The organism is Pseudomonas sp. UTLPPB19802, assembly GCF_059730225.1.
This window is the reverse complement of sequence record NZ_AP048545.1, coordinates 191,750-215,191: the sequence shown is the minus strand read 5'-3', so window position 1 is coordinate 215,191 and position 23,442 is coordinate 191,750. Positions and strand designations below refer to the sequence as shown.

Here is a 23,442-nt window from a genome sequence, read left to right as displayed (position 1 = left end):
TGCCAGGGCTTTTCAATGAGCGTAAGTAACCCAACCCTGATCACCTTCGTGATCTACATCGCTGCGATGGTCCTGATCGGACTGATGGCCTATCGCTCTACCAACAACCTTTCCGACTACATTCTCGGCGGTCGCAGTCTGGGCAGTGTCGTGACCGCGCTTTCGGCCGGCGCTTCCGACATGAGCGGCTGGCTGTTGATGGGCCTGCCGGGTGCGATCTACATGTCCGGCCTGTCCGAGAGCTGGATCGCTATTGGCCTGATTGTCGGGGCCTATCTGAACTGGCTGTTCGTCGCCGGTCGCCTGCGGGTCCAGACCGAGCACAACGGTGACGCGCTGACCCTGCCGGACTACTTCTCCAGTCGTTTCGAAGACCGCAGCGGCCTGTTGCGCGTCATTGCGGCCATCGTGATCCTGGTGTTCTTCACCATCTACTGCGCGTCCGGCATCGTTGCCGGTGCCCGTCTGTTCGAAAGCACCTTCGGCATGTCCTACGGCACCGCGCTGTGGGCCGGTGCGGCGGCGACCATTGCCTACACCTTCGTCGGTGGTTTCCTGGCAGTAAGCTGGACCGACACCGTGCAGGCGACGCTGATGATCTTCGCCCTGATTCTCACGCCGATCATCGTGCTGCTGGCCACCGGTGGTGTCGATACCACCTTCCTGGCGATCGAGGCCAAGGATCCGGCCAACTTCGACATGCTGCGCAACACCACCTTTGTCGGGATCATCTCGCTGATGGGTTGGGGCCTGGGTTACTTCGGCCAGCCGCATATCCTGGCGCGCTTCATGGCGGCGGATTCGGTCAAGTCGATCGCCAATGCCCGGCGCATTTCCATGACCTGGATGATCCTCTGCCTGGGTGGCACCGTGGCGGTGGGTTTCTTCGGTATCGCCTACTTCTCGGCGCACCCCGAGGTCGCGGGCCCGGTCAGCGAAAACCACGAGCGGGTGTTCATCGAACTGGCGAAGATCCTCTTCAATCCCTGGATCGCCGGTGTGCTGCTGTCGGCCATCCTGGCGGCGGTGATGAGTACCTTGAGCTGCCAGTTGCTGGTCTGTTCCAGTGCGCTGACCGAGGACTTCTACAAGGCGTTCCTGCGCAAGTCCGCTTCGCAGTTGGAGCTGGTGTGGGTCGGTCGGGCCATGGTGCTGCTGGTCGCGGTGATTGCCATCGCCCTGGCCGCCAACCCGGAAAACCGCGTACTGGGCCTGGTGAGCTACGCCTGGGCCGGCTTCGGCGCAGCCTTCGGTCCGGTGGTGCTGATCTCGGTGGTCTGGAAGGGCATGACCCGTAACGGCGCCCTGGCCGGCATCCTGGTAGGGGCGGTCACCGTGATCGTTTGGAAGCACTTCAATCTGCTGGGCCTGTACGAAATTATCCCTGGCTTTATCTTCGCCAGTATCGCGGTCTACGTGGTCAGCAAGATGGGCAAGCCTTCGGCGCAGATGATCGAACGCTTCGAAGCTGCGGAGAAGCAGTTCCGCCTGGAACACTGATCCGTGGGATAGGGCTGCAAGCCCTGTAGCGAGCAAGGCGGCCCGTCTCTCTGGAGGCGGGCCGCTGCGTTTCAGGCCTGCAGTGCCTGTTGCAGGTCTTCGAGCAGGTCCTCGATGGCCTCGATGCCGACTGACAGGCGGATCATCTCCGGCTTCACGCCGGCCTTGGCCTGTTCCTCCTCGGTCATTTGCCGATGGGTGGTGGAGGCCGGGTGGCAAGCCAGGGATTTTGCGTCGCCGATGTTCACCAGGCGCTTGAAGATCTGCAGTGCATCGTAGAAGCGCACGCCGGCCTGGTAGCCGCCCTTGAGGCCGAACGAAAGGATCGCCGACGGCTTGCCCTTCATGTACTTGTGCGCGAGCTCGTGGTGCGGATGGTCGGGCAGGCCGGCGTAGCTGACCCAGGCGACCTGCTCGTGGGCCTTGAGGAACTTTGCCACCTTGAGCGCGTTCTCGGTATGGCGCTCCATGCGCAGGGCCAGGGTCTCCAGGCCTTGCAGCAGCAGGAAGGCGTTCATCGGTGCCAGCGCCGCGCCGGTGTTGCGCAGCGGCACGGTGCGGGCGCGGGCGATGAACGCTGCCGGGCCGAATTTCTCGGTGTAGACCACGCCGTGGTAGGCGGCTTCCGGGGTATTCAGACCGGGAAACTTCTGCGGATGATCGGTCCAGGGGAAGGTGCCGGCGTCGACGATCACTCCGCCCAGGGCGTTGCCATGGCCGCCTACGTACTTGGTCACTGAATGCACGACGATGTCGGCACCGAACAGGATCGGCTTGCACAGGATCGGCGTGGCCACGGTATTGTCGACCATCAGCGGTACGCCGTGGGCATGGGCGATCTGAGCGAAACGCTCGATATCGACGATGTTGCCCGCCGGATTGCCGATGCTTTCGCAGTAGACCAGCCGGGTGTTGTCGTCAATCAGTTCGGCGATGGCCTCGGGTGAGTCGTCGCGGGCAAAGCGTACCTCGACGCCGAAGCTCGGCAGCAGGTGGGCGAAGAGGGTATAGGTGCCGCCGTAGAGCTGCGGGGTGGAAACGATATTGTCGCCGGCGCGGGTCAGGGTCTGGATCGCATAGTGGATCGCCGCGCTGCCGGCGGACACGGCCAGTGCGGCGATCCCGCCTTCCAGGGCCGCCAGGCGTTGTTCGAGCACGTCGTTGGTGGGATTCATGATCCGGGTGTAGATGTTGCCCGGGACGTCGAGATTGAACAGGTCGGCGCCGTGCTGGGCGTTGTCGAATTCGAAGGCGACGTTCTGGTAGATGGGGACGGCCACGGCCTTGGTGGTCGGGTCCGACTTGAAACCGTGATGGAGCGCAATCGTTGCGTCTTTCATAAAGTCTCGACTCAGTGAAATTCCATTAATTGAGCACTGCCGGGCAGTTGCGGTCGTTTAATGGTCTCGTGTGCCTGAGTCGCCAATGACCTCGGGTGGGGTACCCGCAATCGGACCGCAAACCGGTGCGCCAGTGTCCGCTACTGGCGCATGGTCGGCAAGTGATCCAGGTTAAGCCGGCTCGTTGTCGGCCTGATTGACGAAGATCAGCACGCCGAGCAAGGCCATGTAGAACCGGAAGGCGGCTTCCTGGCCGTTCCAGATCTTCGATTGCCACATCAGGAACCATTCGCCGCCGACCACCATGAAGCCGAAGAACCACACCAGGAAGCCCAGGGTCGTACCCGCGATGACGGCTCTCTTCGCTCGGGCGAAGCTGGCTGCATCGGCCTTGCGGGCTCGCCACAGCGATAGGGCGCCAACGGCCAGCAGTATGCTGGTCAGCCCTTCACCGAGGATGATCAGCCAGTAGGCTGCGTGCCACAGGACGGGCGTGGTGATCGCACGGTACATCGCGGCGTTGTCCGGGAAGGTGGTGTCCATGCTCAGCACGTGGTTGACGAAGGCGAAGTTGGAGCCGTAGTCGCTGATGTTGTTGAAGGTGACCATGAAGGCGAAGGCGGCGAGTGCCAGGCTCAGGACGATTTTGGCGTAGCGGGTGGTCATCTTTTTCGAATCCTTCGAGTGAGAGGGCGTGACGTTAACATGCGTCACCCCGGCGAGTATGTCGGTTGCACAACCTGCCGCTTGTACGTTGCGACCTGACGGCGGCAGGAGCACAAGGTAAACTTCGCCTCCTTCGCAGGAGTTGCCATGAATTACCGTCACGCCTTCCACGCCGGCAACCATGCCGACGTCTTGAAACACCTGGTCCTGACTCGCCTGATCGCCCTGATGGCGCGCAAGGAGCAGCCGTTCGCCTATCTCGACAGTCATGCCGGTATCGGCCTGTACGACCTCAAGGGCGACCAGGCCAGTCGCACCGGCGAATACCTGGAAGGGATCGCCCGCCTGTGGGGCGAGCCGGACCTGCCTGCCGTCACCGCCGACTACCTGCGGGTGCTGCACGAGATGAATCCGGACGGCGAATTGCGCTACTACCCGGGTTCGCCGGAACTGGCGCGGCGCCTGACCCGTGAGCAGGACCGCGTGCTGATCAACGAGAAGCACCCGGAAGACGGCAAGCTGCTCAAGGACAACATGAAGAGCGATCGGCGTGTTGCCGTGCACCTGGGCGAGGGTTGGCACCTGGCGCGAGCGCTGCTGCCGGTGGCGGAAAAGCGTGCGGTGATGCTCATCGATCCGCCGTTCGAGCAGTTGGACGAGATGCAGCGGTGTGCCGCTTCGCTCAAGGAAGCGATCGGGCGCATGCGCCAGACGGTGGCGGCGATCTGGTATCCGATCAAGGACCAGCGGGCGCTCAAGCGCTTCTACCAGGATTTGGCCGGTACCGGTGCGCCGAAGCTGCTGCGGGTGGAGTTGCTGGTGCATCCACTGGACACGCCGGCAAGCCTGAACGGTTCGGGTCTGGCGATTGCCAATCCGCCGTGGGGACTGGAGGAGGAGTTGCGTGAGCTGTTGCCGTGGTTGGCGCAGAAGCTGGCGCAGACCCAGGGTGACTGGCGGATGGATTGGCTGATTGCTGAGTGAACTCCATGGGCGGGATCTGAGGGACTGGATGGCTTTTGTGGCGCTTGCCCCTGCTCGGTCGCGTGGCAACCGTAAAATCAGCAGTCCTGCTCTTTCTGGTGTAATGCGGTGCCTGGCTTCAGGGGTGCTTCGCACCCCAGCGGGGGCAAGCCCCCTCGCCACAGGAGTGGGCCTGCCAGCTCCTCAGATCGGGCAGCTGACCCCGGTACCGCGGATACCGCAGTAGCCTTCCGGGTTCTTCGCCAGGTACTGCTGATGGTAGGCCTCGGCGTAGTAGTAGGTCGGTGCCTCGGCGATTTCCGTGGTGATGCTGCCCAGCCCGGCCTTGGTCAGTTCCGCCTGGAACACCTGGGCGCTCTTCTGCGCCGCTTCCAGTTGCTCCGGCTTGGTGGCGTAGATCACCGAGCGGTACTGCGTACCGATGTCGTTGCCCTGGCGCATGCCCTGGGTCGGATCGTGCAGTTCCCAGAATTGCGCCAGCAACTGCTCGTAGCTGACGATTTCCGGTTCGTAGACCACCAATACCACTTCGCTGTGGCCGGTCAGGCCCGAGCAGACTTCCTCGTAGGTCGGGTTCGGGGTGAAGCCGCCGGCATAGCCGACCGATGTGCTGTGCACGCCTTCACGCTGCCAGAAGCGCCGTTCAGCGCCCCAGAAGCAGCCCAGGCCAAAGATCGCGAACTCGACGTTGCCAGGGAATGGGCCCAGCAGCGGATTGCCGTTGACGAAGTGTTTGTCCGGGACCGTCATCGGGGTTTCACGGCCCGGCAGGGCTTGTTCTTTGGTAGGTAGCACGTTTTTGTTCACCAGTATTTCCGAGCGCAAGACCATGTCGCAGTCCTCTCAGTCAGGTTGAAATAAGCTGTCGCTATATGAAGTAGACCGACAGTGTGCCCGAGTGTTGCGGCGCTGTCAGGCCAAAGGTCCGCGCGGGTAGCGCTTGAGCTGTTGGATCAGCTCGGCCCCCGGAATCGGGCGGTCGAACAGGTAGCCTTGGCCGACGTCGCAGCGATGGCGACGCAGGAAGGCCAGTTGTTCGGAGGTCTCGATGCCTTCGGCCACCACCTTGAGTTTCAGGTTGTGGGCCATGGCGATCACCGCGGAGGTGATCTCCATGTCGTCCTGGTTGTCCGGGATCTCATGGATGAAGCTGCGATCGATCTTGATGATGTCGATCGGGAATTTCTTCAGGTAGCTCAGGGACGAGTAGCCAGTGCCGAAGTCGTCCATGGCCAGGGTCAGGCCGATTTTTTTCAGTTGGTCGAGTTGCTGCCGGGTATCGTCGGTGGCTTCCAGCAGCAGACCTTCGGTCAGTTCGAGTTCCAACAGCGAAGGCGGCAGTTGTTCTTCCTTGAGGATGCTGGCCAGGGAGGCGACCAGGTCCGGGTCGGAGAACTGCTTGGGCGACAGGTTGATCGCCACCTGCAGGTTGCCCAGGCCACAGGCGGTGAGGGCCTTGCTCATGCGGCAGGCCTGGCGGGCGATCCACTTGCCGATCGGGATGATCAGGCCGGTCTCTTCGGCGACGCTGATGAACTGGTCGGGGCGGATCATGCCCTTTTCCGGGTGATTCCAGCGCAACAGCGCCTCCATCCCCAGCAGGCGACCGCTGCGCAGGCACAGCTTGGGCTGGTAGAACACGTCCAGCTCGTTCTGGGTCAGGGCCCGGCGCAGGTTGTTCTCGACGAACAGCTTGTAGCTGGCCTCGGCGTTCAGGGCCTCGGTGAAGACCTGGACCTGGTGCTTGCCGTTGGCCTTGGCCTTGTGCAGGGCGAGGCCGGCGTTGCGCATCAGGGTCTGCGGATCGCGGCCGTGCAGCGGTGCGCTGGCCAGGCCCACGGAGCCGGTGACGCTGATCAGCTGGTTATCGACGAACATCGGTTTGTCGAGGGTGGTCAGCAACTGGCTGGCGACCTGCTGGCCGGCTTCCAGGTCGGTGTCGTCCAGCAGTACGGCGAATTCGTTACTGGCAAACCGTGCCAGGCTGCCACTTGGGCTGAGGCTGTTGCGCAGGCGTCGGGCCAGGCTGATCAGCAGTTTGTCGCCGGTCTGGTGGCCGAGGCTGTCGTTGATCCGCTTGAAGTTGTCGATATCCACCAGCAGCAGGCTGATGGGCGAGTCGCTGTCGCGGGCGAAGCGCTCGTCGAGGTTGCGGATGAACGCCGGGCGATTGCCCAGGTTGGTCAGGTTGTCGGTATAGGCCAGACGCTCGATGCGCTGCTGGGCGAGCTTGGTCTGGGTGATGTCTTCGTAGATGCCGATGTAGTGGGTCAGCTCACGATTGTCGCCATAGACCTTGGAGATCGACAGTTGCCCCCAGTAGGGCTCGAGATTCTTGCGGCGGCTCTTGAACTCGCCTTGCCAGCTGTTGCTCTGGGCCAGGCTCGATTGCGCATCGAACAGCAGTTCGCTGAGATTTTCCAGGGCCGGCAGCTCGGAGAGTTTCTGGCCGTGGACTTCCTCGGTGCTGTACTGGGTGATGGCCGTGAAGCTCGGGTTGACGTACTCCACGATGCCGTCGCAATTGACCAGCAGAAAGGCGTTGGCGCTTTGTTCTACCGCTCGCTGGAACAGGTGCAGGGCGCTGGTGGCGGTGCGTCGGTTGTGGTTGTTGATGACCTGGGCGAACTGATCCGCCAGTTCCCCGGCGAAGGCGATTTCATCCGATTGCCAGGCGCGGGTCTGCCCGGTCTGTTCCAGGCACAGCACGCCCACCACCTGGCCGTCGATGCGAATGCTGGCATCGAGCATGGCGTTGACGTCGCGCGGCCGGAGAATCTCGGCCATTTCGCGGGTGCGCGGGTCGCGCGTGGCGTTGTGCGCATCGATGGCGCGACTGGTGTGCAAGGCTTCCAGGTAATCGGGGAACTTGCTCGCATCGATCACGTCCGGCAGGACGTATTCCTGGCTGGCGCGATGGTAGGCGGAGATCGGCACCAGGCGCTGCCCTTCGAGGTTCCAGATGCTGGCGCTGTCGATCTGGTAGATGTCGCAAGCGCTACGGGTGATCAGCTCCGCGGCCTCCTGCAAGGAGTTGTTCACGCTGTAGCGCTGGCGCGCCAGGCGCAGGATCAGGTCCTGCTGGGAGCGTACCCGGTCCAGATGCTGCAATTGGTCCAGCTGGGCGCGCTGGTTGAGCTCCAGGGCGATCTGCAGGCGGCTGTTCTGGGTCGCCAGGTCGGTGAGTGGCGGTTGTGGCTCCAGGCCGAACAGGCCTTCGACGACCAGCAGGTAGCCGCGCAGCAGGTGGCGGTTGTGCTGCTTGTAGGCTTCGCCCATCTCCAGCAGGGTCAGCGGGCCCTGGGCGGTGTGCAGGGTATAGCGCACCAGATAGTGCGGGCTCTCCGTCAGTTGCAGTTGGATCGCGTCATGCAGGCGGTAACGCGCCTCGGGCTCCATCAGGCTGGCATAGGGCGAACCGACCAGGGCGCAAAGCTCGATGGCCGGCAGGCCGAACTGGCGCTCGCAGTTGGGATCGAGAAACAGCAGGGCCCAGCTTGCTTCATTCAGCCGCTCGAAACGCAGCATACCGAGCCGCGACGGCACCGGTAACTGAGTCACTACCTCGGCCGCCAATCTATTGGCGGCATCGGGTTGGCTTTTCATTGAGAGCTCGCTTCAAGAGTACTGATCACGCACAGGGGGAAGAGGCCTTTTTCCTGGCGAATTGGGCAAGGTTGCATTAAGCGGATCGGGCTGACAAGCAGAACAGTGGCTCTGTGCCTTCAATGTATCGGCCGGAGTTGGAAAATCTTCAGTCGAGCAAGATGGGTGAGCGGCTTCTACCGCTCTAGGTCGGGCGTTTGCGCGTATTTCGGATGGCGCAAAAAAAGCCCCGCCATTTGGCGGGGTTGAGGTACGAGCGTGGCGCTCGGAAAACACTGCAAGCCCGGCCTCCTTGGCGGGAGGCCGGGTCGCCGGTTACAGCAGGATGGTGCGGATATCCGCCAGCAGGTCGCTCAGGCGCTTGGTGAAGCGCGCAGCCGCGGCACCGTTGATTACGCGGTGATCGTAGGATAGCGACAGTGGCAGCATCAGCTTCGGCTGGAAGGCCTTGCCATCCCAGACCGGCTGGATGGTTGCCTTGGATACGCCGAGGATCGCCACTTCCGGCGCGTTGACGATCGGCGTGAAGCCGGTGCCGCCAATGTGGCCGAGGCTGGAGATGGTGAAGCAGGCGCCCTGCATGTCGTCGGCGGAGAGCTTCTTGGTCCGGGCCTTTTCAGCCAGGGAAGCCGCTTCGGCGGCGAGTTGCAGCAGGCTCTTCTGGTCGACGTTCTTGATGACCGGTACCAGCAGGCCATCCGGAGTGTCGACGGCGAAGCCGATGTTCACGTACTTCTTGCGAATGATCGCCTTGCCGCTTGGCGCCAGCGAGCTGTTGAAGTCCGGCAGCTCCTTGAGCAGGTGTGCGCAGGACTTGAGCAGCAGTGGCAGGACGGTCAGCTTGACGCCAGCCTTCTCGGCCACGGCCTTCTGCGCGACGCGGAACGCTTCCAGTTCGGTGATATCTGCCGAGTCGAATTGGGTCACGTGTGGCACGTTCAGCCAGCTGCGATGCAGGTTGGCGGCGCCAGCCTGCATCAGGCGGGTCATCGGCACTTCTTCGACTTCGCCGAAGCGGCTGAAGTCGACGACCGGGATCGGCGGGATGCCGGCACCACCGGTTGCGCCAGCGGCAGCGGCCGGAGCTTCCTTGGCCTTCTGCATCATCGCCTTGACGTAGACCTGCACGTCTTCCTTGAGGATGCGACCGTGCGGACCGCTAGGGCTGACGGCACTCAGCTCGACGCCGAATTCACGGGCCAGTTGGCGTACCGCCGGGCCGGCGTGAACCTTGGCGCCAGCAGCGGCTGGAGCGGCGGCCGGGGCAGCCACGGGTGCAGGTGCAGCAGCTGGTGCGGCCTCGGCCTTGGCCGGAGCAGCCGGAGCAGCCGCCGGTGCTGGGGCGGCTGCAGGCGCGGCGCCCTTGACCTTGAGTTTCAGGATCAGGTCACCGGTGCCGACTTCGTCGTCCAGCTTGATGGAAACGCTTTCCACCACGCCGGCAGCCGGCGATGGGATTTCCATGCTGGCCTTGTCGGATTCCAGGGTGATCAGCGACTGGTCGACTTCGACGGTGTCGCCGGCCTTGACCGATACTTCGATGATCTTGGCCTTGCCCGACGAACCGATATCCGGCACGTGGATGTCCTGGACGCTGTCGGCGACCGGCGCGGCCGGGGCCGTTGCTGGCGCTGGTGCGGCAGCTGGAGCGGCGGCTTGAGCTGGAGCTGGAGCAGCGGCAGGCGCGCTGCCAGCGACCTTCAGGACCAGGATCAGGTCGCCGGTACCGACTTCGTCGTTCAGCTTGACGCTGATGCTTTCCACCACGCCGGCAGCCGGCGACGGGATTTCCATGCTGGCCTTGTCGGATTCGAGGGTGATCAGCGACTGATCAGCCTCGATGGTGTCGCCGACCTTGACCGAGATCTCGATGATCTGGGCCTTGCCCGACGAACCGATGTCCGGCACGTGCACCTGCTGCGCCGAAGCGGCAGCCGGGGCGGCGCTCGGAGCAGCCGCCGGTGCAGGTGCGGCCGCTGGCGCGGCTGGGGCGGCAGCAGGAGCCGGGGCAGCCGCAGGGGCCGCCGCGGCGGCGCCCTCGACTTCCAGCTCCAGCAGCTCGTCGCCTTCCTTCAGGCGGTCGCCCAGCTTCACTTTCAGGCTCTTGATGACACCGGCCTTCGGCGCGGGCACTTCCATGCTCGCCTTGTCCGATTCCAGGGTCAGGATGCTCTGGTCGGCTTCGATACGGTCGCCGACCTTCACAAACAGTTCGATTACTTCACCTTCACCGCTGCCGATGTCAGGTACGCGAATGAGTTCGCTCACAGGGGGTCTCCTCAGCAGTCCAGTGGGTTGCGTTTTTCCGGGTCGATCCCGAACTTGGTGATAGCCTCGGCCACCACTTTAGGCTCGATGTCGCCACGGTCAGCCAAGGCTTCCAGGGCTGCCAACACCACGAAATGACGGTCGACTTCGAAGAAGTGACGCAGCTTCTTGCGGCTGTCACTGCGGCCAAAACCGTCGGTACCCAGGACCTTGAACTCCTTGGATGGGACCCACTGGCGGATCTGTTCAGCAAACAGCTTCATGTAGTCGGTAGAGGCGATCACCGGGCCCTTGCGGCCGGCCAGGCACTGCTCGACGTAGCTCTGCTGCGGCTTCTGGCCAGGGTGCAGGCGGTTGCTGCGTTCCACGGCCAGGCCATCGCGGCGCAGTTCGTTGAAGCTGGTAACGCTCCAGACATCGGCGCCGACGTTGAACTGCTCGCGCAGGATCTTCGCGGCTTCGCGCACCTCGCGCAGGATGGTGCCGGAGCCCATCAGTTGCACGTGGTGGGCGGCTTCCTTGGTGTCTTCCTCGAGCAGGTACATGCCCTTGATGATGCCGTCCTCGACACCGGCCGGAATGGCTGGCTGCTGATAGGACTCGTTCATCACGGTGATGTAGTAGAAGACGTCCTGCTGCTCTTCGGTCATCTTCTTCATGCCGTCCTGGATGATCACCGCCAGCTCGTAGCCGTAGGTTGGATCATAGGTGCGGCAGTTCGGGATGGTGGCAGCCAGCAGGTGGCTGTGGCCGTCTTCGTGCTGCAGACCTTCACCGTTCAGGGTGGTCCGGCCGGCGGTGCCGCCGATCAGGAAACCACGGGTACGGCTGTCGCCAGCGGCCCAGGCCAGGTCGCCAATACGCTGGAAACCGAACATCGAGTAGAAGATGTAGAACGGCAGCATCGGCTGGTTGTGGCTGGAGTACGAAGTACCGGCGGCGATGAAGGAGCTCATGGCGCCCGCTTCGTTGATGCCTTCTTCAAGGATCTGACCTTTCTGGTCTTCCTTGTAGAACATCACCTGGTCCTTGTCGACTGGCTCGTAGAGCTGGCCGACCGACGAGTAGATGCCCAGTTGACGGAACATGCCTTCCATACCGAAGGTACGGGCTTCGTCCGGGATGATCGGAACGATGCGCGGGCCGATTTCCTTGTCCTTGACCAGTTGCGCGAGGATCCGCACGAAAGCCATGGTGGTGGAGATTTCACGGTCGCCCGAGCCGTCGAGGATGGCCTTGAGGGTATCCAGGTCTGGGGTCGGTACGCTGAAGCTTTGCGCGCGGCGCTGAGGGACGAAACCGCCCAGTGCGGCACGACGCTCGCTCAGGTAGCGGGCTTCGGCGCTGTCCGGCTCCGGCTTGAAGAACGGCAGGCTTTCCAGCTCTTCGTCCTTGACCGGGATGTCGAAGCGGTCGCGGAACAGCTTGAGGCTGTCGACGTCGACTTTCTTGGTGTTGTGCGCGGTGTTTTTCGCTTCGCCGGCACCGGTGCCATAACCCTTGATGGTCTTGGCCAGGATGACGGTTGGCTGGTCCTTGTGGTTGACCGCTTCGTGGTACGCCGCATAGACCTTGTACGGGTCGTGGCCGCCACGGTTTAGCTTCCAGATCTCGTCGTCGGACAGGTCGGCAACCATCGCCTTGAGTTCAGGCGTGTTGAAGAAGTGCTCGCGAACGAACGCACCGTCTTTTGCCTTGTAGTTCTGGTATTCGCCGTCGATGACTTCGTCCATGCGACGTTGCAGGATGCCGTCGACGTCCTTGGCCAGCAGTGGGTCCCAGAAACGGCCCCAGATGACCTTGGTCACGTTCCACTGGGCGCCACGGAACACGCCTTCGAGTTCCTGGATGATCTTGCCGTTGCCGCGAACCGGGCCGTCGAGGCGCTGCAGGTTGCAGTTGATGACGAAGATCAGGTTGTCCAGCTTCTCGCGGCCGGCCAGGGAGATTGCGCCCAGGGATTCCGGCTCGTCGCACTCGCCGTCGCCCAGGAAGCACCAGACCTTCTGCTTGCCTGGCTGGATGAAGCCGCGGTGTTCCAGGTACTTCATGAAGCGTGCCTGGTAGATCGCCTGGATCGGGCCCAGGCCCATCGATACGGTCGGGAACTGCCAGAAGTCAGGCATCAGCCAAGGATGTGGGTAGGACGACAGGCCCTGGCCATCGACTTCCTGGCGGAAGTTGTTCATCTGGTCTTCGCTGATGCGGCCTTCCATGAACGCACGGGCGTAGACGCCCGGGGAGGTGTGGCCCTGGAAGTAGATCAGGTCGCCGCCGTGCTCGTCGCTCGGGGCCTGGAAGAAGTAGTTGAAACCGATGTCATACAGGGTCGCGCTGGAGGCGAAGCTGGAGATGTGACCGCCCAGGTCAGAATCTTTCAGGTTCGTGCGCATTACCATGGCCATGGCGTTCCAGCGCACCAGCGAGCGAATGCGGCGTTCCATGAACAGGTCGCCAGGCATGCGTGCTTCGTGGGTGACGGGAATGGTGTTGCGGTATGGCGTGGTGATGGCGTAGGGCAGTTGCGAACCGCTGCGGGTCGCAAGTTCACCCATACGGGTCATCAGGTAGTGAGCACGGTCTTCGCCTTCTTTGTCGAGAACCGATTCCAGGGCGTCCAGCCATTCCTGGGTTTCGACGGGATCGAGGTCTTGCATGGCTTGCTCCAGGGCGGAAAGGCTTCCAGAATCGGTTGCCTGAGTTTGCGACTGGCCTTGTGGGCAGACGACATAAATTCTTGGATGTTCCGGAGGTTGTTCCGGGGTTCTGTAGTTTTACTACAAATCGTCAGCCATTTCAGCCTTTCGAATGTATAGACGAGTAGTAAAACTACAGATCAGCGTGGAAAAACTTCCTGTTTCATTGTGAGAATAATCGATATTGTTGGTTGAAAATAAACCTTGTCAGGTGTGTGCTTGATGTTGGCTGCCAAAAAAAACCGATTATCAGCTATTTCCAACTTTTGTTCGACACTCCTTTGCCGCGCGTCTTTCTCGTGCGCATCGTTAGCGGCTGCTTGTTCGCCGATCAAGGATAGACCATGAGCCTACCTGCACTGGCCGTTTTGCCGGCCATTCTCCAGCCTTTTGTCAGCCGGGCCGAGCAGTCCTTCCGCGCCGCCGTTGCCGCGCTGGACGATGATCACGGTCTGGCACTGTGGTCGCCCGAGCGCTGGGCCGACTTCGCCCGCGTCAGCGCCGCCAGCGACTTCTTTATTGAACAGGCGGTTCGTGACCCTTTGATGTTGCTCGAACTGGCGCAGTTTGGCGACCTGGACCGGATGTTCGCCCCAGGAGAACTGTGTGGGCAGATCGCCGCCGCAGTCCAGCAGGCTGAAAGCGAGGACGAGCTGGGGCGGGTGTTGCGCCGCCAGCGCAATCGCCAGCAGGTGCGGATCATCTGGCGCGACCTGACCCGCCAGGCCGACCTGGTGCAGACCTGCCGCGACCTGTCGGACATGGCCGATGCGAGTATCGACCAGGCCTATCAATGGCTGTACCAGCGGCACTGCCAGCAATTCGGTACGCCAACCGGTCGGCGCAGCGGTGAGCCCCAGCAGATGGTCATCCTCGGCATGGGCAAGCTCGGCGCCGTGGAGTTGAACCTGTCCTCCGACATCGACCTGATCTTCGCCTATCCGGAAGGCGGCGAGACGGTCGGGGTCAAGCGCGCACTGGATAACCAGGAATTCTTCATTCGCCTGGGTCAGCGCCTGATCAAGGCATTGGACCCGATCACTGTCGACGGTTTCGTTTTCCGGGTCGACATGCGCCTGCGGCCCTATGGTTCGGCTGGCGCGCTGGTGCTGAGCTTCAATGCCCTGGAGCAGTATTACCAGGACCAGGGGCGCGACTGGGAACGCTACGCGATGATCAAGGCGCGAGTGGTGGCCGGCGACCAGGCGGCTGGCGCCAATCTGCTGGAAATGCTGCGTCCCTTCGTCTACCGGCGCTACCTGGACTTTTCCGCGATCGAAGCGCTGCGCACCATGAAGCAGCTGATCCAGCAGGAAGTGCGCCGCAAGGGCATGGCTGACAACATCAAGCTCGGTTCCGGCGGCATTCGCGAGGTCGAGTTCATCGCCCAGGCGTTCCAGCTGATTCACGGCGGGCGCGACCTGAGCCTGCAGCAACGGCCGCTGCTGAAGGTCCTGGGTACGCTCGAAGGTCAGGGTTACCTGCCGGCGGCGGTGGTCGCCGAGTTGCGCACGGGCTATGAATTCCTGCGCTACACCGAGCATGCGATCCAGGCGATTGCCGATCGCCAGACCCAGATGCTGCCCGATGATGAAGCGGACCGGGCGCGTATCGCCTTCATGCTCGGCTTCGACAGTTGGACGGCCTTTCACGAGCAATTGATGTACTGGCGGGGCCGCGTCGACTGGCATTTCCGCCAGGTCATCGCCGACCCGGACGAGGATGAGAACGAAGAGTGCCAGGTCGCCGTGGGGGGCGAGTGGCTGCCTTTGTGGGAGGAGGCCCAGGATGAAGAAGCCGCCAGTCGCCAGTTGGAAGAGGCTGGTTTCAAGGACGCACCCAAGGCGCTGAAGCAACTGGCGGCCTTGCGCGCCAGTCCGCAGCTGCGGGCCATGCAGCGTCTCGGTCGCGAGCGTCTGGATGCCTTTATTCCACGGTTGCTGGCCCAGGCCGTCGAACATGCCGACCCGGACCTGGTGCTGGAGCGTGTGTTGCCGCTGGTCGAGGCAGTCGCCCGGCGCTCTGCCTACCTGGTGCTGCTCACGGAAAATCCCGGCGCCCTGCGCCAATTGCTGACCCTGTGCGCCGCCAGCCCGTGGATCGCTGAACAGATCACGCGTTTTCCGATGCTGCTCGACGAGTTGCTCAACGAGGGTCGGTTATTCAAGCCGCCGCTGGCGCCAGAGCTGGCGGCCGAGCTGCGCGAGCGCCTGACGCGGATTCCCGAGGACGATCTCGAGCAGCAGATGGAGGCCCTGCGGCACTTCAAGCTGGCGCACCGGCTGCGGGTCGCCGCTTCGGAAATCTCGGGCAGCTTGCCACTGATGAAGGTCAGCGACTACCTGACCTGGCTCGCCGAGGCGATTCTCGAGCAGGTGCTGGCCCTGTCCTGGCGCCAGACCGTAAGCAAGTACGGCTCGCCGCGGCGGGTTGATGGCACCTTGTGCGATCCCGGCTTCATCATTGTCGGTTATGGCAAGGTGGGTGGGATCGAGTTGGGGCACGGTTCGGACCTGGACCTGGTGTTCATCCACGATGGCGACCCGAATGCCGAGACCGATGGCGCCAAGCCCATCGACACGGCGCAATTCTTCACCCGCCTGGGGCAACGGATCATTCACCTGCTGACTACCCAGACCAACTCCGGCCAGCTCTATGAGGTCGACATGCGCCTGCGACCGTCCGGCGCTTCCGGCCTGCTGGTGAGTTCCCTCGGTGCGTTCGAGCGCTACCAGCAGAACGAGGCCTGGACCTGGGAACACCAGGCGCTGATCCGCGCCAGGGTGCTGGTGGGCTGCCCGGATGTCGGGACGGCCTTCGAGAAAGTGCGCGCGGCGGTACTGGGGCGCGAACGGGATCTGCCGACGCTGCGCCAGGAAGTCAGCGAGATGCGCGCCAAGATGCGTGACAACCTCGGCAGCAAGGCGACTGCGGCCGGCAAAGCGGCCAATGCCTTCGAGGCGACGGCGCCGTTTGACCTCAAGCAGGACGCCGGAGGTATCGTCGATATCGAATTTATGGTGCAATACGCGACTTTGGCCTGGTCTGAACAGCACCCGGCGTTACTGCGCTACACGGATAATATCCGCATTCTAGAAGGGCTTGAACAGGCCGGGTTGATCCCCGCGACCGACGCTGGCCTGCTTCGCGAGGCCTACAAGGCCTACCGTTCCGCTGCCCATCGCCAGGCCCTGCAAAAGGAGGCCGGCGTCATCGGTGGCGACCAGTTCGTGGTGGAACGGCGCGGCGTGATGCGGATCTGGGCTGAACTGGGACTAAGCTAGGGCTGTAGCGGAACTCGCCGCAGGGTGGTTTCGTGCAGGACCTGGGACGGCCATGGGCAAAGACCGGGGAGGCTACAGGCCTCCCTGATCGTTTCCGGAATATTTATGAAAATTCTCATCGTTGGGCCCAGCTGGGTCGGTGACATGGTGATGGCTCAGACACTGTTCCAGTGCCTGAAGCAACGCCACCCGCAGTGCGAGATCGATGTGCTGGCTCCCGAATGGAGTCGCCCGATCCTCGAACGCATGCCCGAAGTTCGTGCGGCCTTGAGCTTTCCGCTCGGCCACGGTGTGCTCGACCTGGCGACTCGGCGCAAGATCGGCAAGTCCCTGGCCGGCCAGTACGACCAGGCGATTCTGCTGCCCAACTCGCTGAAATCGGCGCTGGTGCCGTTTTTTGCCGGTATCCCCAAGCGCACCGGCTGGCGTGGTGAGTTCCGCTACGGTCTGCTCAACGACGTGCGCAAGCTGGACAAGGAACGCTACCCGCTGATGATCGAGCGGTTCATGGCACTGGCCCATGAGCCGGGCGCCGAACTGCCAAAACCTTATCCCAGTCCGCGGTTGCAGATCGATCCGGTCAGCCGCGCAGCAGCGCTGGCCAAGTTCGGGCTGGTGCTCGATCGTCCGGTGCTGGCCCTGTGTCCGGGGGCCGAGTTCGGCGAGTCCAAGCGCTGGCCGTCGGAGCACTACGCGAAAGTCGCCGAGGCGAAGATTCGCGAAGGCTGGCAGGTCTGGTTGTTCGGTTCGAAGAACGATCATGCGGTCGGCGAGGACATTCGCCAGCGGCTGATCCCCGGCCTGCGCGAGGAGTCGGTGAACCTCAGCGGCGCCACGTCGCTGGCCGAGGCGATCGACCTGTTGTCCTGTGCCGACTCGGTGGTGTCCAACGACTCCGGGCTGATGCACGTGGCTGCGGCCTTGAACCGCCCGCTGGTGGCGGTCTATGGCTCGACCTCGCCGGGCTTCACGCCGCCGCTGGCGGACCAGGTGGAAGTCGTCCGCCTCGGCCTCGATTGCAGTCCGTGCTTTGACCGTACCTGCCGTTTCGGTCATTACAACTGCCTGCGCCAGCTGTTGCCTGCGCCTGTGAATGAGGCTTTGCAGCGTCTGCAGGGCGCCCCGGTCGAGGTTCAGTAACTTGCGCGTATTGCTGGTCAAGACGTCCTCCCTGGGGGACGTGATTCATGCCCTGCCGGCGCTGACCGATGCGGCCCGGGCCATTCCCGGCATCCGCTTCGACTGGGTGGTCGAGGAGGGTTTCGCCGAAATTCCGAGCTGGCATCCGGCTGTGGACAAGGTGATTCCGGTGGCGATCCGTCGCTGGCGCAAGAACCTTTGGCAGACCGTCAAGAGTGGCGAGTGGAAACGCTTCAAGCAAAGCGTGCGGGCAACGAAGTACGACTTGGTGATCGATGCCCAGGGTTTGGTCAAAAGCGCGTTCCTGACCCGCTATGTGAAGGCTCCGGTTGCCGGCCTGGACCAGCACTCGGCCCGTGAGCCGCTGGCCAGCCGTTTCTATTCCCGGCGCCTGGCGGTTGCCCGCGGCCAGCATGCGGTCGAGCGGGTGCGCCAGTTGTTTGCGGTCGCCCTCGGCTACGACCTGCCCAGCGGGTTGGGCGACTATGGGCTGGATGTCGAGCGGCTGGTTGAGTTGCCACGCAGGAATCCGTTCGTGCTGTTTCTCCACGGCACCACCTGGGACACCAAGCACTGGCCTGAAGCCTATTGGCGCGAACTGGGCGAACGCATGGGGCACCTGGGGGTGGAGGTACGCCTGCCCTGGGGCAATCCGGACGAGAAGGCCCGCGCCGAGCGTATCGCCCGTGGTCTTAGAAATGCAGTGGTGCTGCCCAAGCTGAATCTCGCCGGCGTGGCGAAGGTGCTTGCCGGCGCCAGCGCCTGTGTCGCGGTGGATACCGGTCTTGGTCACCTGGCTGCGGCGCTGGATGTGCCGACCCTGTCGCTGTTCGGTCCGACCAATCCGGGGCTCACCGGGGCCTACGGCAAATCGCAGATTCACCTGGCGAGCGATTTTCCCTGCGCGCCCTGCCTGCAAAAGAAATGCACCTATGTACCGACCCCCGAAGACCAGAAGCGCTTCGATCTCAGGCGCGAATTGCCGTTGTGCTTCACGCGACTCAACCCCGAACGTGTCGCCAGCCGGCTGACCGCCTTGTTACTGGCCGAGGAGCGGCACTGATGCAACTGGCTTTTGTCCTGTACAAATACTTTCCGTTCGGCGGCCTGCAGCGCGATTTCATGCGTATTGCCCTGGAGTGCCAGAAGCGCGGGCACCAGATTCGCGTCTACACGCTGATCTGGGAGGGTGACATCCCGCCAGGCTTCGAAGTGCTGGTGGTGCCGATCAAGGCATTCTCCAATCATCGACGCAACGAGAAACTCAGCGCCTGGATGGAGGCCGACCTGGCCAAGCGTCCGGTCGACCGGCTGATCGGCTTCAACAAGATGCCGGGGCTGGACGTGTACTACGCCGCCGACGGCTGCTTCGAGGACAAGGCGCAGAACCTGCGCCATTCGCTGTACCGTTTCTGGGGTCGCTACAAGCACTTCGCCGAATACGAGCGGGCGGTGTTTGCCCGGGATGCGAAAACCGAGGTCCTGATGATCTCCGAGGTCCAGCAGCCACTGTTCATCAAGCATTACGACACCCCGCTGGAGCGCTTTCACCTGCTGCCGCCGGGGATTGCCCAGGATCGGCGCGCACCGGCCAATGCCGCCGAGATCCGCGCCGAGTTCCGGCGTGAATTCAAGCTGGCGGACGACGAGTACCTGTTGGTGCAGATCGGCTCCGGGTTCAAGACCAAGGGCGTCGATCGCAGCCTCAAGGCCCTGGCGGCATTGCCTGCGGAACTGAAAAAACGCACTCGGCTATTTGTAATTGGCCAGGACGACCCCAAGGTATTCCAGGTGCAGAGTGCTGCGCTGGGCTTGGGCGAGCATGTGCAGTTCCTCAAGGGGCGCAGCGATATCCCGCGTTTCCTGCTGGGCGCCGACCTGCTGATTCATCCGGCCTACAACGAAAACACCGGTACGGTGCTGTTGGAGGCGCTGGTGTCCGGGTTGCCAGTGCTGGTCAGTGCGGTCTGCGGGTATGCCCATTACATTGCCGAGGCCGATGGCGGCCTGGTGCTGGACGAACCTTTCGAGCAGGGCCAGCTCAATCAATACCTGAACCGGATGCTGTCCGACGAGACGGCACGCACGGCATGGAGCCGCAACGGTCTGGCCTTCGCCGAGACGGCCGACCTCTATAGCATGCCGCAGCACGCTGCGGATGTGATTCTGGCGGAGCAGCATCGATGAAGTTGATTCTTGCCGAGCCCTTCAAGAGCCTGTGGGCTGGACGCGATGCGTTCGCCGAGGTCGAGCGCTTGCAGGGTGAGGTTTTCCGTGAGCTGGAGGCGCGCCGGACCTTGCGTACCGAAGTCGCCGGCCATGGTTTTTTCGTAAAGATCCATCGTGGCATCGGTTGGGGTGAGATCTTCAAGAACCTGTTCACTGCCAAGCTGCCGGTCCTGGGGGCCGGGCAGGAGTGGCGGGCGATCCAGCGCCTGCATGAAGCGGGTGTGCCGACCATGACCGCAGTTGCCTATGGCGAGCGCGGTAGCAATCCTGCCGGCCAGCATTCCTTTATCGTCACCGAGGAGCTGGCGCCAACCATCAGCCTGGAAGACTTCAGCATCGACTGGGTCCGGCAGCCGCCAGAGCCGCGCCTCAAGCGCGCCCTGATCGCGGAAGTGGCGCGCATGACCGGCATGATGCATCGCGCCGGAGTCAATCATCGCGATTGCTACATCTGCCATTTCCTGCTGCATACCGACAAGCCGGTCACGGCCGATGACTTCAAGTTGTCGGTGATCGACCTGCACCGGGCCCAGACCCGTCCGGCGATCACCCGCCGTTGGCGCAACAAGGACCTGGCGGCCTTGTATTTTTCGGCGCTGGATATCGGCCTGACCCGACGCGACAAGCTGCGCTTCCTGCGTGGTTACTTCCAGCAACCGCTGCGTCAGGTTCTGCGCGAAGAAGCTTCCTTGCTGGCCTGGCTGGAAGGCAAGGCCGAGCGGCTGTACCAGCGCAAGCAACGTTACGGGGATGCGCTCTGATGCCGGGTTGGAAACTGGAGCCCGAATACGCAGCGCTGGCGGATGACTTTGGTAGCCTGGAAGCGGTGTTCGCCCTTGAGGGCGAGCGGTTGACGCGTGATCCGTTGTCCGAGGTCATCCGGGTCAAGCGTGATGGCGTCAACTATTACGTCAAGCGCTACCATGGTGCGGGCAAGGGCATGCGCCGTTATGTGGGCAAGCCTCGGGTCAAGTCCGAATGGCAGAACCTCAAGCGTTTCGCCAAGTGGGGCATTCCGACTGCCGACGTCGTTGGCTGGGGCCTGGAGCGTCGTGGCGCGGCCTATCACCGGGGCGCCATGATCACTCGCGAACTGCCCAACACCGAAGACCTTTCGGCCCTGGCCAACCGCAATGACCCGTTGTTGCGCAATCGTGCCTGGGTCGATGGCATCAGTCGGCAACTGGCACGCTGCACGCGGATCATGCACGACCAGCGCTTTACCCATAACGATCTGAAGTGGCGCAATCTATTGGTCGATGACCAGGCCCGGCTGTTCCTGATCGATTGCCCGAACGGCGAGTTCTGGCGCGGCTTCTGGCTGCGCTACCGGATCACCAAGGATCTGGCTTGCCTGGACAAGGTTGCCAAGTATCACCTGTCGGCGACCCAGCGGCTGCGTTTCTACCTGCAGTATCGCCAACGTACGCGCCTGAATGCCGCGGACAAGAAGCGCATCCGGCATGTGTTGAGATTTTTCGAGGGACGGGAATGACCGACTTCCTGGCGGCTGTCGACCGCCCATTGCTGGAGCGCAACGGGCTCGGCAACTTCGATGCGCTCTGGAGCAAGGAGCTTGAGGCGGTGGACGAGCCCAACACCAGTGGCGGTGGCTGGAGCAGCGTGTACCGGCTGGAGCTGGAAGGCCAGGGGTATTACCTCAAGCGCCAGAGCAATTACCTGACGCGAACCCTGCACAGCCCGTTGGGCGAGCCGACCTTCGCTCGTGAGTTCCGCAATATCAGTCGTTACCAGCAGTTGGGTATTCCGGCGTTGCAGGCGGCGTTCTTCGGTCAGCGCGTGGTGAGAGGTGAGCGTCGGGCCGTGCTGTTGACCCGGGCGCTGGATGGCTGGAGCGACCTGGACTCGTTGCTGGAGCAGTGGTCGCAACTTTCCCCGGTGCAGCGTCAGGCCATCCTGCGTTGTTGTGGCCTGCTGGCCCGGCAAGTGCACGGGGCAAGGCAGGTCCACGGGTGTTTCTATCCCAAGCATATTTTCCTGCAGGCAACGGCAAGCGGTTACCAGGCGCAGTTGATCGACCTGGAGAAAACCCGGCCTTTGCTGTTTGGCCAGCGTGATCGGGTCAAGGACCTGGAACCGTTGCTGCGTCGGGCGCCAGTCTGGAGCGAGGCCGATGTGCGTACGTTGCTGGCGGCCTATCTCGACCAGCCGGTGGACAGCTCGCTGGTGGACGCCTGGCTCCAGCGCCTGGGTGCGCGGCGTAGCAAGAAGGGAAGTCGCTGATGCGTTTGTCCGAGTTGAAGTCCGCGGGGAGGACGCCAGTCCTGCCTTTGAGCATTGAGCTGGCAGATGCCGCCGGGCCTGGGCAGTTGCAATTGCTCAGCCTGTTGCGAGTGCTGCCTGGCCAGCGTTATGTCGGTGCCGGGGTCTGGCGCGGGCGTATGGTGCTGGCCAAGTTGCTGGTGGGTAGCAAGGCTGCCCGGCATTTCCAGCGGGAGTTGCAGGGTGTGCGGTCGCTCGCTGAGCAGGGGCTGACGACGCCGCTGCTGCTGGCTGACGGCCTGAAGGAAGGCGAAGGCGGCTGGCTGCTTTTCGAATTCCTGGAGGGTGCCGAGAGCCTGGCCGATGCCTGGCAGAAGGTGGAGATGTTACCGGTCCTGGCTGATGAGCAGCAGTTGGTGCTGGGGGAAGCCCTGGGGGTGATCGCACAAATGCACGGCAAGGGTCTGTGGCAGGAAGACCTGCATCTGGACAACCTGCTGCGTCATGGCGGCAAGCTGTACCTGATCGATGGCGCAGGAATTCGTGCCGAAGAAGCGGGCAAGCCGTTGTCCCGGCAGAAAGTGCTGGAAAACCTCGGGGTGTTTTTCGCCCAGTTGCCCAGGCATTTCGAACCGTTCATCGAAGAGTTGCTGGTGCACTACCTGTTGAGCAATGCCGAACATGCCTTGCCACTGGAGGCGCTGCTCAAGCAGGTCGAAAGAATTCGCGGCTGGCGGCTCAAGGATTTTCTCGCCAAGGTCGGGCGTGAGTGCACGTTGTTCAGCGTGCGGCGCGGGCTGTTCGCCTTATGCGCCGTTCGTCGCGAGGAAGAGACTGCCCTGCTGCCGGTGCTGGCCCAGGCGGACACCCTGCTTGACCAGGGGCATTTGTACAAGACCGGCGGTGCGGCCAGCGTTGGCCGGATCGAGGCGAATGGCCGGACCCTGCTGCTCAAGCGCTACAACATCAAGGGTTTTGCCCATTGGCTCAAGCGCTTCTGGCGCCCAAGTCGCGCCTGGCATTCGTGGCGCGAGGGTAATCGCCTGGCATTTCTCGGTATTGCCACACCCAAGCCGCTGGCGGTTCTGGAAAAACGCTTTTTCGGGTTGCGTCGCCAGGCCTATCTGGTCACCGAGTATCTGCCGGGGCCGGACATCATCGAGCGCTTTGCGCCCTACGTTGAAAATGGCGCGGTGCCCGAGAGCGAGTTGCAGGCATTGGAGCAGTTGTTTGCCGAGCTGATCCGCGAACGTATCAGTCATGGCGACTTCAAGGGGCACAACCTGTTCTGGCACGAGGAGCGCTGGACGCTGATCGATCTGGATGCCGTGCATCAGCATCATTCGAACAGCAGCTTCGCGCCGGCCTATGCTCGTGATCGTGCGCGGTTCATGCGTAATTGGCCCGAGAGCAGCGCCTTGTACCAGGTCATCGACGGTCGCTTGCCCAGGACTATCGAACCGACCAACTGACCACGCGATCGCCGCGAGCCCCTGCGGCGCGGCG

16 protein-coding genes are annotated in these 23,442 nt (G+C 62.9%); 10 read left to right on the top strand and 6 right to left on the bottom strand.

The genetic code is table 11. The features are described from left to right. The first annotated feature begins 15 nt into the window (after nucleotides 1-15). Entirely contained in the window at nucleotides 16-1,500 is a 1,485-nt protein-coding gene (putP, locus tag AC6I6U_RS00935; protein WP_497880225.1) for a sodium/proline symporter PutP, read from the top strand. Nucleotides 1,501-1,571: 71 nt separating this feature from the next. Here putP and AC6I6U_RS00930 read toward each other — a convergent pair whose 3' ends face one another. Further along, entirely contained in the window at nucleotides 1,572-2,840 is a 1,269-nt protein-coding gene (locus AC6I6U_RS00930; RefSeq protein ID WP_497880224.1) for an O-acetylhomoserine aminocarboxypropyltransferase/cysteine synthase family protein, read from the bottom strand. A gap of 171 nt (nucleotides 2,841-3,011) precedes the next feature. Further along, the gene (locus tag AC6I6U_RS00925) at nucleotides 3,012-3,506 is read right to left on the bottom strand and encodes a DUF2165 family protein (RefSeq protein ID WP_497880223.1); all 495 of its coding nucleotides are present in this window, start codon (nucleotides 3,504-3,506) and stop codon (nucleotides 3,012-3,014) included. A gap of 147 nt (nucleotides 3,507-3,653) precedes the next feature. On the opposite strand from AC6I6U_RS00925, the gene AC6I6U_RS00920 reads away from it, so the two are divergent. Then, nucleotides 3,654-4,490, top strand: a complete 837-nt coding sequence (locus tag AC6I6U_RS00920; RefSeq protein WP_497880222.1) for a 23S rRNA (adenine(2030)-N(6))-methyltransferase RlmJ — start codon at nucleotides 3,654-3,656, stop codon at nucleotides 4,488-4,490. 183 nt (nucleotides 4,491-4,673) lie between these two features. Here the strand turns inward: AC6I6U_RS00920 and msrA are convergent, their stop codons facing one another. The 4 genes from msrA to aceE form a co-directional block, all read right to left on the bottom strand. Then, entirely contained in the window at nucleotides 4,674-5,321 is a 648-nt protein-coding gene (msrA, locus tag AC6I6U_RS00915) for a peptide-methionine (S)-S-oxide reductase MsrA (protein ID WP_497880221.1), read from the bottom strand. Between the two features lie 81 nt (nucleotides 5,322-5,402). Further along, nucleotides 5,403-8,096 (bottom strand): sensor domain-containing phosphodiesterase, encoded by a 2,694-nt coding sequence (locus AC6I6U_RS00910; RefSeq protein ID WP_497880220.1) that lies wholly within the window; start codon nucleotides 8,094-8,096, stop codon nucleotides 5,403-5,405. A 315-nt stretch (nucleotides 8,097-8,411) separates the two neighbouring features. Beyond that, a complete protein-coding gene (gene aceF, locus AC6I6U_RS00905; RefSeq protein WP_497880219.1) occupies nucleotides 8,412-10,364 on the bottom strand; it encodes a dihydrolipoyllysine-residue acetyltransferase in 1,953 nt (650 codons plus the stop codon). Between the two features lie 11 nt (nucleotides 10,365-10,375). Then, nucleotides 10,376-13,021 carry a pyruvate dehydrogenase (acetyl-transferring), homodimeric type gene (aceE, locus tag AC6I6U_RS00900; RefSeq protein WP_497880218.1) on the bottom strand — a complete coding sequence of 882 codons (2,646 nt, stop codon included), beginning with the start codon at nucleotides 13,019-13,021 and terminating at the stop codon, nucleotides 10,376-10,378. Nucleotides 13,022-13,404: 383 nt separating this feature from the next. Between aceE and glnE the strand changes: the two genes are divergently transcribed. From glnE to AC6I6U_RS00860, 8 genes are all read left to right on the top strand, one after another. After that, nucleotides 13,405-16,344, top strand: a complete 2,940-nt coding sequence (gene glnE / locus AC6I6U_RS00895; RefSeq protein ID WP_497880217.1) for a bifunctional [glutamate--ammonia ligase]-adenylyl-L-tyrosine phosphorylase/[glutamate--ammonia-ligase] adenylyltransferase — start codon at nucleotides 13,405-13,407, stop codon at nucleotides 16,342-16,344. Between the two features lie 105 nt (nucleotides 16,345-16,449). Continuing rightward, nucleotides 16,450-17,484, top strand: a complete 1,035-nt coding sequence (gene waaF, locus AC6I6U_RS00890) for a lipopolysaccharide heptosyltransferase II (protein ID WP_497880216.1) — start codon at nucleotides 16,450-16,452, stop codon at nucleotides 17,482-17,484. 1 nt (nucleotide 17,485) lies between these two features. Further along, nucleotides 17,486-18,547 (top strand): lipopolysaccharide heptosyltransferase I, encoded by a 1,062-nt coding sequence (waaC, locus tag AC6I6U_RS00885; RefSeq protein ID WP_497880215.1) that lies wholly within the window; start codon nucleotides 17,486-17,488, stop codon nucleotides 18,545-18,547. After that, on the top strand, nucleotides 18,547-19,671 hold the full coding sequence (locus AC6I6U_RS00880) for a glycosyltransferase family 4 protein (RefSeq protein ID WP_497880214.1): 1,125 nt from the start codon (nucleotides 18,547-18,549) through the stop codon (nucleotides 19,669-19,671). Before waaC ends, AC6I6U_RS00880 begins: the two co-directional genes overlap by 1 nt. Continuing rightward, a complete protein-coding gene (gene rfaP / locus AC6I6U_RS00875; protein ID WP_497880213.1) occupies nucleotides 19,668-20,474 on the top strand; it encodes a lipopolysaccharide core heptose(I) kinase RfaP in 807 nt (268 codons plus the stop codon). Before AC6I6U_RS00880 ends, rfaP begins: the two co-directional genes overlap by 4 nt. Next, on the top strand, nucleotides 20,474-21,208 hold the full coding sequence (locus tag AC6I6U_RS00870) for a lipopolysaccharide kinase InaA family protein (RefSeq protein ID WP_497880212.1): 735 nt from the start codon (nucleotides 20,474-20,476) through the stop codon (nucleotides 21,206-21,208). Before rfaP ends, AC6I6U_RS00870 begins: the two co-directional genes overlap by 1 nt. Continuing rightward, nucleotides 21,205-21,957 (top strand): lipopolysaccharide kinase InaA family protein, encoded by a 753-nt coding sequence (locus tag AC6I6U_RS00865; RefSeq protein ID WP_497880211.1) that lies wholly within the window; start codon nucleotides 21,205-21,207, stop codon nucleotides 21,955-21,957. Before AC6I6U_RS00870 ends, AC6I6U_RS00865 begins: the two co-directional genes overlap by 4 nt. Next, nucleotides 21,957-23,408 (top strand): lipopolysaccharide kinase InaA family protein, encoded by a 1,452-nt coding sequence (locus AC6I6U_RS00860; RefSeq protein ID WP_497880210.1) that lies wholly within the window; start codon nucleotides 21,957-21,959, stop codon nucleotides 23,406-23,408. The genes AC6I6U_RS00865 and AC6I6U_RS00860 overlap by 1 nt, the downstream gene beginning before the upstream one ends. Nucleotides 23,409-23,442 lie beyond the last annotated feature (34 nt).

What these genes read in the sequence shown, in the direction of transcription:
- AC6I6U_RS00865 (WP_497880211.1), top strand. Translation starts at nt 21,205, where the DNA reads ATGACCGACTTCCTGGCGGCTGTCGACCGCCCATTGCTGGAGCGCAAC.
- glnE (WP_497880217.1), top strand. Translation starts at nt 13,405, where the DNA reads ATGAGCCTACCTGCACTGGCCGTTTTGCCGGCCATTCTCCAGCCTTTT.
- AC6I6U_RS00860 (WP_497880210.1), top strand. Translation starts at nt 21,957, where the DNA reads ATGCGTTTGTCCGAGTTGAAGTCCGCGGGGAGGACGCCAGTCCTGCCT.
- AC6I6U_RS00925 (WP_497880223.1), bottom strand. Translation starts at nt 3,506, where the DNA reads ATGACCACCCGCTACGCCAAAATCGTCCTGAGCCTGGCACTCGCCGCC.
- AC6I6U_RS00910 (WP_497880220.1), bottom strand. Translation starts at nt 8,096, where the DNA reads ATGAAAAGCCAACCCGATGCCGCCAATAGATTGGCGGCCGAGGTAGTG.
- waaF (WP_497880216.1), top strand. Translation starts at nt 16,450, where the DNA reads ATGAAAATTCTCATCGTTGGGCCCAGCTGGGTCGGTGACATGGTGATG.
- putP (WP_497880225.1), top strand. Translation starts at nt 16, where the DNA reads ATGAGCGTAAGTAACCCAACCCTGATCACCTTCGTGATCTACATCGCT.
- msrA (WP_497880221.1), bottom strand. Translation starts at nt 5,321, where the DNA reads ATGGTCTTGCGCTCGGAAATACTGGTGAACAAAAACGTGCTACCTACC.
- AC6I6U_RS00870 (WP_497880212.1), top strand. Translation starts at nt 20,474, where the DNA reads ATGCCGGGTTGGAAACTGGAGCCCGAATACGCAGCGCTGGCGGATGAC.
- rfaP (WP_497880213.1), top strand. Translation starts at nt 19,668, where the DNA reads ATGAAGTTGATTCTTGCCGAGCCCTTCAAGAGCCTGTGGGCTGGACGC.
- AC6I6U_RS00920 (WP_497880222.1), top strand. Translation starts at nt 3,654, where the DNA reads ATGAATTACCGTCACGCCTTCCACGCCGGCAACCATGCCGACGTCTTG.
- AC6I6U_RS00880 (WP_497880214.1), top strand. Translation starts at nt 18,547, where the DNA reads ATGCAACTGGCTTTTGTCCTGTACAAATACTTTCCGTTCGGCGGCCTG.
- AC6I6U_RS00930 (WP_497880224.1), bottom strand. Translation starts at nt 2,840, where the DNA reads ATGAAAGACGCAACGATTGCGCTCCATCACGGTTTCAAGTCGGACCCG.
- aceE (WP_497880218.1), bottom strand. Translation starts at nt 13,021, where the DNA reads ATGCAAGACCTCGATCCCGTCGAAACCCAGGAATGGCTGGACGCCCTG.